This window comes from Streptomyces flavidovirens DSM 40150 (assembly GCF_000429085.1).
GTDB classification, from domain to species: Bacteria; Actinomycetota; Actinomycetes; order Streptomycetales; family Streptomycetaceae; genus Streptomyces; species Streptomyces flavidovirens.
This window is the reverse complement of record NZ_AUBE01000012.1, coordinates 229,060-241,428: the sequence shown is the minus strand read 5'-3', so window position 1 is coordinate 241,428 and position 12,369 is coordinate 229,060. Positions and strand designations below refer to the sequence as shown.

The following is a 12,369-nucleotide window of genomic DNA, read 5'->3' as shown; positions in this document are numbered from 1 at the left end:
GTTCAGTAGGTGCTGCAGACCGGCCGGCACGTCATGGCCGACGTACTCGGCCAGCTGCCAGCCGTTCTTCCTGCCGACAGGACCGAGCAGCCCGCGCACGTAGTCCCGCATCCGCCGCCGCAGATCGACCCGACCGAACCGGTGACCGATCCGCAGCAGCACCTCCTCAAGCTCCGAAGCCCAAACATCGGGCCGCACATCATCTTGCACGATCAGCACAACAGCGATCACATGCCGCTGGTCACGAACTCCGGCAACATGGCGGACAGTCAGCTCGCTACACTCGAAAACAAGCCTTTGACCAGCGGCAATAGCAAAGTGCAACTGGAGTACTAAGGGCCTGAGGCGTGCCCCCGCAGCTCATCGGGGTGACGCCGACCCGCTGATGCCGGGCGCGCCGGGCCGCAGCGAACTGCGGCCCTCCCGCCAGGCGGCCAGTACGTGCTCCTCCCAGCGCGTCTCCAGCAGCACGCTCGCCCGGATGCCGAACGCGACGTCCCCGGCCAGCTGCGGCTCCCTGGCGAGCAGATCCCCGATGACGTCGCGGCGCATCACCTGTTCGTGCACGGCGTCCGCCTCGATGTGCTCGGTGAAGAAACGCGTGCACTCCTCGCCCGCCCCCAGCCGCTCCAGAGCCTTCGCCATCCGGCGCGCGCCGGGCGGAGAGGTGATCTCCAGCGTGGCGAAGTTCCCGACCATGGCGCCGCGCAGCGCACGGTGCAGCCCGAACAGCGACATCGCGTTGACCGGGGCGAGTGTGACGGCGGGCGCGAACTCCAGATAGCGGCCGTAGCGCGCGTCCAGTCCCGCGCCCTCCATCAGGCGGGCGAACAGTCTGGCGTGTACGTTCTCACCGCGGCCGCCGCCGAACTCGTCGAACTCGACCGCCACCAGCGACGCCTTGGCCTGCCCCTCCAGCCGTGGGATCACCCATGCCTGCGGGTCGGCCTCCTTCAGCTGGTAGAGCGAGCGGTGAGCGAGGTACTCGCGCATCCGCTCCCAGGTGCCGTCGTGCATCAGCTCGTGCGAGACACCCTGCCCGTCGGCCGGTTCGACGAGCAGCGCGTCCAGTTCGGCCGTCACGTCGTCGTCGCCGGGCGCCGCCGCGCGCAGCGCACTCAGAAACGTCTCTTCCATGGCGCCGCGCAGCCGCAGCAGGTCCAGGTCCCATTCCCGCGCATCGCACACACCCCGAAAGCCCCGGTAGTGCGGTTCGTACGCCATGTACAGGGCAAGCTGGAGATCGTCCCCGAACGGGTCCCAGGAAGCGGCCTCGCCGGGCGGCGGGCCGGGCGGGGGAGAGCCGAGAAGTATGTCCCGCACGGCGCCCGAAAGGGGCCCGCGAGCGGAGGGCAGCTCAGGGGCGGTCGTCATGCGTCGTCGTCCTCCTCGAATCCGTGAACCCGTTCGAGCGGGTGTACGGCCGGTCCCTGGAGCACCTCGCCGCCCGTCCCGAAGCGGGACCCGTGGCACGGGCACTCCCAGGTCCGTTCCGCGTCGTTGAACCGGACCAGGCACCCCATGTGCGTACACCGGGCAGACAGCGCGTGGAGCTCACCGGCTTCGTCGCGGTGGACCGCCACATGGCGGGCGCCACTGCGCAGCACCGCGCCCCCGCCGGGAGGGATCGCCGAGGCACGGCCGCCGCCCGTCACGAAGGGCAGCCGGTCGCCCACGAAATGACCGGCCGCGGCGGCCTGGAACCGCATCAGCGACGGGGCCTCCTTCAGCGGCTTCAGACGCACCGGGTCGTACAGGTCCGTCCAGGGCAGCTTCTCCCCGGTGATCCGGGCGGCGAGCAGCTTGCCCGACATCACGCCGCTGGCCATGCCCCAGCTGTTGAAGCCCGCCGCCACGAAGCTGTGACGCGCGCGCGGGTGCAGCGCGCCCACGAAGGGCACACCGTCCGTCGGCTCGTTGTCCTGGGCGGCCCAGCGATGCGTCAGCCGTACGTCGGGGAAGCGCTGCCTGGTCCACGTCTCCAGCCGCTCGTACCGCTCCCCGACCCGGCCCGCTCCCGGAGTGAACTTCTCACCCGTCACGATCAGCAGCCGCTGCCCTTCCCCGTACGGAGCGGTCCGCACCGAACGTGTCGTTCCCTCGGGCGTCAGGTACATCCCCAGCGGGTCCTGCCCGGCCGGAATCACGCCCGCCACGACCAGCTCGCGGTGCGGCTTCAGCCGCGCGAAGAGCAGCGAACGGTCGAAGACCGGGTAGTGCGTGGCGACCACGACGTCACGGGCCGAGACGGTGCGCCCGTCCTCCGTCGTCAGCCGGCACGGCTCGCCCTCGCGCAGCCCGACGATCCTGGTGCCCTCGAAGACCTGCCCGCCGCGCCGCTCCAGATCGGCGACAAGCGCGTACAGGTACTTGCGCGGGTGGAACAGGGCCTGGTCCTCCACCCGCACCGCGCCCGCCACGGGAAACGGCAGTCCCGTCTCCTTGACGTACGACGCGGGCAGCCCGGCCTCGCGGGCGGCCTCCGCCTCCGCCTCGGCCGTGTGGGCTTCCTTGGCCGTCTCGGCGTACGTGAACGCCGGGAAGCGTTCCAGGTCGCAGTCGATCCCCAGTTCCTGGCACACGGCCACCACGTGCCCGATGGCGTCCTGCTGGGAACGGGCGTACAGCGCGGCCCCCTGCGCGCCGCGGGTGCTGCGCAGCCGCTGGTAGAGGTTGCCGTGCAGGGCGGACAGCTTCGCCGTCGTGTGTCCGGTCACTCCGGAGGCGACCCGGTTCGCCTCCAGCAGCGCGACCGACCTCCCCGCACGGGCCAGCTCCCAGGCCGTACAGATCCCGGCGATGCCCGCGCCGATCACCGCCACGTCCACGTCCAGACCGTCGGGCGGCCGGGGGCGCGCCGTGTCGTCGCCGTACTCCATCCAGTACGAACCGGGGCGGACGGGGACATCCCTCATTTGCTGCTCCTTCCGGCGGGGGCCGTTATGACCAGGGCTCTTCGAGGTACCCCCGTCCCATGCGCCTACTCAGACCACCTGGTGTCTACGCTCCACTGGAAGACACCGAACTCCTCGCACGGGTGACGCGTGAGGAGCCGCGGATGCCCGGTGCCGACGTGCTCGACGTCGGCACCGGCACGGGTGCTCTCGCGCTCGTGGCCGCCGAATGCGGTGCCGCAAGTGTCACCGCGACCGACCTGTCGCGCAGAGCCGTCCTCGCGGCCCGGTTCAATGCCCGGCTGCGAGGACATCCGATCCGAGTCCACCGAGGTGACCTGCTCAGCTCGTTCGCGGGGCAGAGCTTCGATGTGATCCTTTCCAATCCACCGTACGTCGCTTCGCCCGGCGACGTACCGGCGAAGGCCGCCGACCTGGCCTGGTGGGCGGGTGCGGACGGCCGTGCGGTGCTGGACCGGCTGTGCGTGCAGGCGCCGCCCCTGCTGAGGCAGGGCGGCGTACTCCTGGTCGTGCAGTCGGCGCTGTGCGGCGTGGACGCCACCGTGGACGCCCTGACCGCGCGCGGGCTGCGGGCCGGGCCCGTGGCCCATGAGACCGTGCCGTACGGCCCGGTGATGCGGCGGCACGCCGCCTGGCTGGAAGCCCGGGGCCTGGTGGACCCGGGCGAGACGAAAGAGGAGTTGGTGGTCATCCGTGCCTGGCGCGACTGAGAGTTCCGGAACGCAGGACAGCCGCCCCGCCCGGCGGGTCGTGGTCGACCCCGAGGGCCCGGTGATCGTCGAGGGGCCGGTGGAGATCACGCTGGCGGACGGCACGACCGCCCGCTCCGACCGGTTCATGGTGGCCGTCTGCACCTGCCGGCGCAGCCGCCGCTACCCCTGGTGCGACACAAGTCATCGCCGCAGAACGGTTACCCGGCCCGCAGCGGGGTACCCGGCGGGTTCCAGCAAACGGACCGTCACATCCGAACCAGGAGGGACGATGACAACCGCACGCCAGATCATGTCCAAGGGCACGGAGTGCGTGGGCGAGCAGGAGACCCTGGCGGACGCCGCCCGGACGATGACACGGCTCGGTGTGGGCGCTCTGCCCATCTGCGGCACCGACGAGAAGCTCAAGGGCATGCTGACCGACCGCGACATCGTGGTGCGGGCACTCGGCGCAGGCAAGGACCCGAACACGACCAGGGCCGGCGAACTCGCGCAGGGCGAGGTGGTGTTCGTACAGGCCGACGACAGTGTGGAGCAGGTGCTCCGCAAGATGACGCAGCACAAGGTGCGCAGGCTGCCGGTGATCGACGACCACCGGCTCGTCGGCATGGTCGCCCAGGCCGATGTCGCCAAGGCGCTGCCCGAACCGCAGGTCGGTGAGCTCCTGGAGGCGCTGTCCACCGACTGATCACGGGCGACGGCATGGGCGACATGGGCGACATTCTGGTGGGTACCTGCTCGTGGACCGATCCCGCGCTGGTCTCCAGCGGCTGGTATCCGACGGGTGCCCGGGGAGCCGAGGGGCGGCTGCGGCACTACGCCGCCCGGTTCCCTGTCGTGGAGGCGGACAGCACGTTCTACGCGCTGCCCGCCGAGCGAGTCAGCGCCCTGTGGGCCGAGCGCACCCCCGAGGGCTTCCTCTTCGACGTGAAGGCGTTCGCCCTCCTCACCGGGCACGGCGCCCGGGTGGGTGCGCTTCCCGAACCCCTGCGGCCAACTGGCCTCGACCCGGCGGCGTGGGTACGCAAGTCGCAGCTGCCCGAGGACGCGGTGACGCAACTGTGGCAGCGGTTCACGGCCGGCGTCGCGCCCCTGCGCGACGCCGGCCGACTGGGCACCGTGCTGTTCCAGTTCTCCCCCTGGTTCCGGCCGGGGGCCCGCTCACGGGCGTACATCGAGGAGTGCAGGGAGCGGGCCGGGACGCCGATCGCCGTGGAGTTCAGACATCCGGGGTGGCTCACGCCGGACCGTATCGACGAGACGGCAGGCTTCCTGCGGGACCAGGGCATACCACTGGTGGCCGTCGACACGCTCCAGGGACTGCCCGATTCGGTGCCGCCCGTCGCGGAGGCGACAGCGCCCGGACTCTCCGTCGTACGGTTCCACGGGCGCAGCCCGCAGTGGGGCACCGGCAGCAAGGAGAACCGCTACCGGCACCACTACACGCGGGACGAACTCAGGGGCTGGCTCCCGTGCATCCGCGCGCTCGCGGAACGCTCGGACCAGGTCCATGTGCTCTTCAACAACTGCTGTGCGCAGGCGTCGGTCGAGGCGGCCACGACGATGTCCGAACTGCTGACGGATCGGCGCGATGACAGCGATCGGGTGCGGGAAGCCCTTCCAGATTCCTGAAACACGTTCTACTGTGTCGGCCGCCGTAGGAACGCGACACTCTGGAGGGGCCGTGCACCTCGAATACACGCCTGAGCAGACGCGGTTGCGCGCCGACCTGCGTGCGTACTTCGCCGAGCTGGTACCCGACAACGCCTACGCCCGGTACGCCGAACCGGCGGCCCGCAAGCGCTTCTACCGCGCCACCGTCCGCCGCCTCGGCGCGGACGGATGGCTGGGCGTCGGATGGCCCGAGGAGTACGGCGGGCGGGGGCTCTCGCCGATGGAACAGTTCATCTTCTTCGACGAGGCCGCGCAGGCCGGCGTGCCGCTGCCGCTGATGGCCCTCAACACCGTGGGTCCGACGATCATGCAGTTCGGCACGGACGAACAGAAGACGTACTTCCTCCCCAGGATCCTGTCCGGGGAGATCGACTTCGCGATCGGGTACAGCGAGCCCGACGCGGGCACCGACCTCGCCGCCCTGAAGACCCGCGCCGTACGCGAGGGCGACGAGGCCACAGGCCACTACACCGTCAACGGGCAGAAGATCTGGACCACCAACGGGGACACCGCCGACTGGGTCTGGCTCGCCGTACGCACCGACCCCGACGCACCGCCCCACAAGGGCATCACAATGCTGCTCGTGCCGACGAGCGAGCCCGGCTACTCGTGCACCCTCATCAACACCCTCGCCTCGCACGACACCACGGCCAGCTACTACGAGAACATCCGCGTCCCCGCCTCCCGCCGCGTCGGCAACGAGAACAAGGGCTGGCGCCTCATCACCAACCAGCTCAACCACGAGCGCGTCACCCTCGCCGCCCACGGCACCATGGCCATCCGCGCGCTCCACAACGTCCAGCGCTGGGCCGCCGACACCAAGCTCGCCGACGGGCGCCGCGTCATCGACCTCGGCTGGGTCCGCGGACGCCTCGCGAGGACCCATACCAGGCTCGACGCGATGAAGCTCCTCAACTGGCAGATGGTGTCCGCCCTCCAGCAGGCCACCCTCACCCCGCAGGACGCCTCCGCGGTGAAGGTCTACGGCTCGGAGGCGCGCCGCGACGCCTACGCCTGGCTGATGGAAGTCCTCGGCGCCGCAGGCCCGTTGAAAGAGGGCTCGGCAGGCGCCGTCCTGCACGGCGAACTCGAACGCGGCTACCGCAGCGCCGTCATCTTCACCTTCGGCGGCGGGAACAACGAGATCCAGCGCGAGATCATCTCCTGGATCGGCCTGGGCATGCCACGCGTACGCCGCTGACCCGGCTGTACTGGCCGACCCGTCGCCACTGGCCCTGGACCACCCGCTCTACGCCCTCTCGTGAATTTCAGAGCATGATGAGCAGACGCGTCTTCGGCTTGAGCTTTCTGTTCACCGAACGACTCTGCACGTATACCTCCAACTTGGGATTACGCCCGGCCTTCACGGAAACGGTCCCCTGGATACCCGTGCCGAACAGAAGACTGCGTGCCGCGTCGCCCGTGTATGCGCGGTCGGTGTCCTTCTCGACCACGATGACCTCCTTGTCGGGCTGAACCTGAACCCGGGCGCCCAGCTGGTAGTAACAGGACCCGCGTTCGTACGTCACGCCCGGATGCGAATCAACGAAGGGTCGGATCTCGACCTCCGTGTCGACCTTCAGGAGTCGGTACTTGTCGGCCGGGACCGGTTCGAGGTTCGCCCGCACGTCGTCGACCGATATGTCCTGGCCGACCGCGAAGAGGTTCTTCGTGCCGCGCACGCCCTGCTCGCGGCCACGGAGGAAGCTGGTGGCGGCAGCTCGCACAGTGCCGATCGCCTCCTCGACACCCTCCTGGGAATCCGCATCCCAGATGGCGATGTTTCCGGCCGGGAAGCCGTAGTTCTGGGCGGTTCGCTTCGCCAGGGAGTTCGGAACGAGGATCGCGGAAGTCCAGTGGCCCGGAAGCGCACCCATCTTCGCCGCGATCTTGTCGAGCCAGGGACCGAGGATGGCCATGTCGCCGTCGTGCCGTCTGTCGCCGCCGGAGGCGTTCTCCTCGCCGTCCGTCACCACGATCTGGAGGAAGCTGTGCTCGCCGTACGCCTCCCAGATGTGGCCCAGGTCGTCCAGGGACTTCAGCGAGGCCTCGATGAGAGCAGTAGCGCCATTGTTGACCTTGTACAGACCGCGCATGGAAGGCAGATGCTTCACGTCCATGTCCCAGACCAGGTTCTCCACCTTGTGGTCGAAGGAGTAGAGGCTGATCCGGGTCTCATGACCGAGGCTGTCCGACTCGGCCTTCAAGCCCGCCACGAACTCATCCACTACGCGGACGAGTTGACTCTGGTGCTGACGCATGGAACCCGAACAGTCCACTACCAGCGCGACATGATTCACCTTGTGCTGGATCTTGTTGGCGGACATGATTCTGCTCCTTCTCCGAGGACCCCGAGCGATGTCTCCACACTATGGGGAGGCACTGACAACAGGGCTTGACGGACAACCACCCCCTGCCCGGCGGCAGACCCTGGACGGGCGGCCGCGGTGAGAGCCAGACCCGCAGCACAGGTGTTGCCGACCGGTCCGCCCATGCCCCGGTTTTCACCGGCGGCCCGGCCTTACAGGTTCCGCAGCAGGGTTGTGACAGGGGCAGTCTGCGGCAACGCCGGTGATGGTTAGTAAGCTCGGGGCGCGGCTGTGCTTCGTGTGATTCCCCTGTCGTTGGGGGACGTTGTGCGGCGGTTGCCTGTCGGGGGTGTGGCGCGCTGTGGCGATGATGTTGCCGGATGAGCTCGAGTGGCTCCTGAAGATGCTCGGCTATAACTGGCCGACAGCCAATGAGGACCTGCTCAGGGACTCCGCCAAGCTGTGGCGCAAGTTCGGTGACGACGCGCAGAAGCTGCGCCTACGGGCCGATACCAGCGCCCGGACGGTGATCGCGCACAACGCGGGCGAGTCCATCGACAAGTTCACCACGCATTACAAGAAGTTCTCCGACGGCGCCTCGGACGGCTACCTCGCCAACGCCGCCGAAGCCGCGTACATCTTGGCGAACACCTTCGAAGCCGCCGCCTATTTGGTGACGTTCGCGAAGTACGCGGTCATCGTCCAGCTCCTCGCACTGGCCATCCAGATCGCCGCTGCCGCGGCCGCGTCCGTCGTCACCTTCGGCCTCTCCGCCGCCGCCGGGATGGCCGCCACTCAGGTCACCCGCGTCGCCGTACGACGCATCATCGACGCACTCAAAGACGCGCTGATGCAGGCGATCATCGAGGCGATGAAAGAACCGGCTGTCTCGGCGGTCCAGGCCATGGTCACCGACCTCGTCACGCAGTCCGTGAACGTCGGCTTCGGCACCCAGGAGGGCTTTGACCTCAGCAAGACTGTCGGGGCGGGGGCGAAGGGCGGCTGGGAGGCCCTCAAGCAGACCCCGCAGACGTTCGCGGAGGGACTGCGTGACGGTCTCGGCAAGAAGGCCGGCAGTAGCGTCCGCGACGGCATTGACAGCGGCTACAACAACAGCATGGACGCCTACAACAACCGCTCCAACCCCACGGCGGGCGACAACAGCGGCGACGGCGACGGCGATTCGGGGAACACCAGCTCCTCCGACGGTTCCAACTCCTCGAACTCGAACGCCTCCGGCTCGAACTCCTCCTCGTCCAACCCGTCGAACGCGTCCAATGCGTCCAATGCGTCGAACTCGTCCGACTCCTCGGGCTCGTCGACGACCTCACGTTCGAACGCCAACACGGGCAACACGAACATCGGCGGTGGCATATCCGCCGACGGCGACGGCCCCGCGCCCTTCAGCGCCCCCGACCTCGGAAGCCTTCCCAGCACCGACACAGCAGGCAGCACCCCGGACTCCGCGCCCAGCACCCCGGACGCCGGGCAGAATCCTTCCTCCACGAACTCGCCCTCCCGGCCGACACTGTCGGACTTCGACGACCCCACGCCCAGCAATACGCCACCCTCGCCCGCCCCCTCCCCGGACACCAGCAGCAACAACAGCAGCAGCACGCCCGGCACCGGTGACACCCGCGGCGGCTCCTCCTCCACCGGCGGACTCACCGCGCCCAACCCCCAGTCGGCCCCCACGCCGGCGTCCAGCAGCACACCCTCCTCCACGAGTAGCGGCGGCTCGATCAGTACGTCGATCGACAGCCTCGCCGCCAGCGTCCCGACCCAGTCCAACGCCGCCCCCACCCCCACCACGACCGACCCCTCGCCTCCGACCGGCCCCCGCCCGGACGGCAACTCCTCCATGCCGACCTCGCCCGCGCCGCCCGCCACAGCGGACGGCGCGGCAGGTGCACGTACCGGCACGAACACCACCCCAGGCGGCCCCCCGCCCGGTACGAGCCCCACCAGCCCCAACCCGACAGCCGCCCCGCCCCGGACCCCCTCCACCACCCCAGGCATCCCCAACCCCACGGGGCCGAGCCCGGTCTCCACCCCGAACCCGACACCTTCCACGCCCCCGCGCAGCACGCCGACGCCGCCGACGGACGGCCGTACTCCAGGACCACCGGACGGCCGCACACCGAACCCGGACCAGCCCACACCCGGAACTACGCCGGGTCGCACCCCCAACCCCATCACCCCAAACCCCAGCACCCCGAACCCCAGCACGCCCAACCCCAACCCCAGCCCCACCCCCTCCCCCGGCCGCACCCCAACCCCCAGCCCAGGGGCAACCACACCCAGCACCAACACACCCGGCCCGGCAGACACTCGTACGCCCAACACGAACGCGAACACGAACCCGGCCTCGACCGCGCCCGGCACGAGCCGCCCCGAATCAACCACTCCGAGCCAGGACCCGAGGCAGCCGGCCCAGCCCAGGACCACACAACCGCCCGCCGGCCCTCCAACAACGACGCCGAGCCCGAACGCGCCGGACTCCACCGCACCTGGCCGTACACCCGACAGGCCCTCAACGCCGAACGGCAGCACCCCGAGCACCCCGAGCACACCAAACCAGCCTGGAGCCACCACCCCCAGCCCCACCCCAGGGGGCAACCGGCCACAACAGCCAGGCTCGCAGCCCAACACACCTCAGAACACACAACCGAGCCTGGCCAACACGCCAAACACACCGAACACGCCGAACCAACAGCAGCAGCAACAGGTGACGGCGGTACCCATCCACACCGTGGCCCCCGCCCCCAACGCTCACACCACCCAACCCACGCCCCGAACCCCAACCACCACCCCGCCCACCCAGCAGCAAGGCCAGGACAACAACACCAAGCCCCCCACCCCCACACCAGCCTCGGCAACCCGCAACACCACACCCCCCGGCGGCGTCACCGACCCCACCCCCGCGGAACGGAACGCCCTCGACAACTCGATCCCCCGAGACGAAAACGGCGACCCCACCCGACCCCCGGACCCCGCAGACGGCCCCTGGGTCCAAAACATCAATGGCGACGGACCAAGCACCCCCGGCCGCAACAACAACTGTGTCGACGTAGCCCTCTCCACCGTCGACACCTACGCGGGCAACCCCACGGCCGCCGCCGCCCGCACCCCCGACCTCGACGCCGACGGCAACCCCTCGGACCGCGGCGAAAAGGGCGGCCGCGACCGAATAGAAAACACGCTGGGCGCCCGCTTCAGCGACATGGGCAACGGCCGCGACGCGTACAACCGCCTGGAGAACACCCTCCGCAACAGCGGCCACGGCTCCCAGGCCGTCATCATCACCCAGGACGCCAACGGCCGCGCCCACGCCTGGAACGCCGTCAACCACAACGGCAACATCACCTACATCGACGCCCAAACAGGCCGCACCAGCCCCAGCCCGCTCCACAGCGGAAACAACGGCGTCTTCGCGATTCCACTGGACTCGAACCGCCAACCGGTCACGCCCGATCAGCGCACCGACGACAGTACGCGGCCACAGCGGGAAGCCTCCACGACTCCCACGCCCGCCGAGCGCAGAGCGCCGGACCAACCCGCCGGAAGTGAACCCCCCGAGACGCAGGACTCCTGGGACGACGACGGTGACAACACCGGTGAGACGACCGGGCAGGACCCCGAGCGACTGGGCTCCGCACCGTTCGAGGAGAAGCAGAACCCGGAGCACCAGCACTACGGTGTCATCGGCGACCAGGCGCAAAGGGACTTCCGGGAGCACCGGGATCTCCGGCAGATCGACCTGGGCCCGGTCTACAACGTCCTGCGAGATTTCGCGAACAACGAGAACGCCGGGATGCGCGCTCTGCTCCAAGGGAGCAGGGACGGTACGACCTGGCGCCGCGACGACCTCGTGGATCGAATTCCCGGCTTCAAAGATTTGAGCCGAGGCCAACAGGCCGCAACGGTAGGTGTTCTGGCACGTCTGAGCAACGACTTCCACAGGAATCAGGGTGTGGGCGCCAGTCCGCACGCGCGCGAGGGTGACCACTCGGCCTACGAGTGGCGGGACGACGCCGAACGAGAGGCGCACCGCAAGCGCGACGAACTGCGGCAGACGAACTTCTCGGGCAACGACAACGAGAAGTACAACGATTCAAGAGCCGCCGTCGCGCACGCGAAGGGCAAGCCCTTCTCCGAGGTGGACGGCTCCAACAGCAACTCCGCCAGCCCGGCGCAGCGCACCCGGCACCACCTTGACGAAGCCTATGGCGAAAGCGTGGCCGACAGCATCGCAGCGGCCACCAGCGACATGAAACCGAATTTCTCTGGACGTAATTTCGCAGTCATGGAGGTATACGACCCGGAAACCAAGCAGACCCACTACGTGGCCGACAGTTCGTACAGCCACGCGGGACCCCGACCGGACCACTCCGAACCGCACTTGGGCGGCTGGATCGAGCGCCTCAACGAGGACCGCGCTGCCGAGGGGCGGGAACCGTTCGCCCCCGTGCACCTGTACACGGAGCGCGAGCCCTGTGGTCATCCTTCCGAGTCGAAGGGGCACGCGGACTGCGGAGGTTACATTCGCGCCTATCTCCCGCAAAACATGGGGGTGACCTACGCCACGGGCTACCGAAAAGGCGAACAGGTGGAACTGTTCAGCGATCCGCGCGAGGGAGTCGGCAATGCGGCTCAGGCCATGGAAGCCGATTTCCAGGATCACTTGAACAAGGTTTCCGATATTCTCAAGGCTTACGCCTCGCCGACGCCCAATCCCCCCGCGTAGGAAAGACCTGACGT

General features: G+C 69.0%; 8 protein-coding genes and 2 pseudogenes. 6 read left to right on the top strand and 4 right to left on the bottom strand.

The window, feature by feature from the left end; genetic code table 11:
* The 3 genes and pseudogenes from G412_RS40530 to G412_RS35155 form a co-directional block, all read right to left on the bottom strand.
* Window positions 1-198 (bottom strand): annotated as a pseudogene (locus G412_RS40530) (IS701 family transposase); the annotation flags it as partial.
* A 162-nt stretch (window positions 199-360) separates the two neighbouring features.
* A complete protein-coding gene (locus tag G412_RS0118750) occupies window positions 361-1,374 on the bottom strand; it encodes an iron-containing redox enzyme family protein (RefSeq protein WP_028813409.1) in 1,014 nt (337 codons plus the stop codon).
* Entirely contained in the window at window positions 1,371-2,915 is a 1,545-nt protein-coding gene (locus G412_RS35155; RefSeq protein WP_037649167.1) for an FAD-dependent oxidoreductase, read from the bottom strand. The genes G412_RS0118750 and G412_RS35155 overlap by 4 nt, the downstream gene beginning before the upstream one ends.
* A gap of 59 nt (window positions 2,916-2,974) precedes the next feature.
* On the opposite strand from G412_RS35155, the gene G412_RS0118740 reads away from it, so the two are divergent.
* The 5 genes and pseudogenes from G412_RS0118740 (at window position 2,975) to G412_RS0118725 (ending at window position 6,500) form a co-directional block, all read left to right on the top strand.
* On the top strand, window positions 2,975-3,625 hold the full coding sequence (locus tag G412_RS0118740) for a HemK2/MTQ2 family protein methyltransferase (RefSeq protein WP_028813408.1): 651 nt from the start codon (window positions 2,975-2,977) through the stop codon (window positions 3,623-3,625).
* Window positions 3,609-3,803: pseudogene (locus G412_RS41640) on the top strand (CDGSH iron-sulfur domain-containing protein); the annotation flags it as partial. The gene G412_RS0118740 and the pseudogene G412_RS41640, both read left to right, overlap by 17 nt.
* 93 nt (window positions 3,804-3,896) lie before the next feature.
* Window positions 3,897-4,313: a CBS domain-containing protein gene (locus tag G412_RS41035; RefSeq protein ID WP_028813407.1), complete on the top strand. Its 417-nt coding sequence runs from the start codon at window positions 3,897-3,899 to the stop codon at window positions 4,311-4,313.
* Window positions 4,314-4,336: 23 nt separating this feature from the next.
* On the top strand, window positions 4,337-5,257 hold the full coding sequence (locus tag G412_RS35150; RefSeq protein WP_051338473.1) for a DUF72 domain-containing protein: 921 nt from the start codon (window positions 4,337-4,339) through the stop codon (window positions 5,255-5,257).
* 52 nt (window positions 5,258-5,309) lie between these two features.
* The gene (locus G412_RS0118725) at window positions 5,310-6,500 is read left to right on the top strand and encodes an acyl-CoA dehydrogenase family protein (protein ID WP_028813406.1); all 1,191 of its coding nucleotides are present in this window, start codon (window positions 5,310-5,312) and stop codon (window positions 6,498-6,500) included.
* A 67-nt stretch (window positions 6,501-6,567) separates the two neighbouring features.
* Here the strand turns inward: G412_RS0118725 and G412_RS0118720 are convergent, their stop codons facing one another.
* Window positions 6,568-7,626, bottom strand: a complete 1,059-nt coding sequence (locus G412_RS0118720) for a vWA domain-containing protein (protein WP_028813405.1) — start codon at window positions 7,624-7,626, stop codon at window positions 6,568-6,570.
* Between the two features lie 349 nt (window positions 7,627-7,975).
* On the opposite strand from G412_RS0118720, the gene G412_RS39740 reads away from it, so the two are divergent.
* On the top strand, window positions 7,976-12,355 hold the full coding sequence (locus G412_RS39740) for a toxin glutamine deamidase domain-containing protein (protein WP_157839133.1): 4,380 nt from the start codon (window positions 7,976-7,978) through the stop codon (window positions 12,353-12,355).
* Window positions 12,356-12,369: the final 14 nt, after the last annotated feature.

What these genes read in the sequence shown, in the direction of transcription:
- G412_RS0118750 (WP_028813409.1), bottom strand. Translation starts at nt 1,374, where the DNA reads ATGACGACCGCCCCTGAGCTGCCCTCCGCTCGCGGGCCCCTTTCGGGC.
- G412_RS35155 (WP_037649167.1), bottom strand. Translation starts at nt 2,915, where the DNA reads ATGAGGGATGTCCCCGTCCGCCCCGGTTCGTACTGGATGGAGTACGGC.
- G412_RS0118740 (WP_028813408.1), top strand. Translation starts at nt 2,975, where the DNA reads ATGCGCCTACTCAGACCACCTGGTGTCTACGCTCCACTGGAAGACACC.
- G412_RS41035 (WP_028813407.1), top strand. Translation starts at nt 3,897, where the DNA reads ATGACAACCGCACGCCAGATCATGTCCAAGGGCACGGAGTGCGTGGGC.
- G412_RS35150 (WP_051338473.1), top strand. Translation starts at nt 4,337, where the DNA reads ATGGGCGACATTCTGGTGGGTACCTGCTCGTGGACCGATCCCGCGCTG.
- G412_RS0118720 (WP_028813405.1), bottom strand. Translation starts at nt 7,626, where the DNA reads ATGTCCGCCAACAAGATCCAGCACAAGGTGAATCATGTCGCGCTGGTA.
- G412_RS39740 (WP_157839133.1), top strand. Translation starts at nt 7,976, where the DNA reads ATGATGTTGCCGGATGAGCTCGAGTGGCTCCTGAAGATGCTCGGCTAT.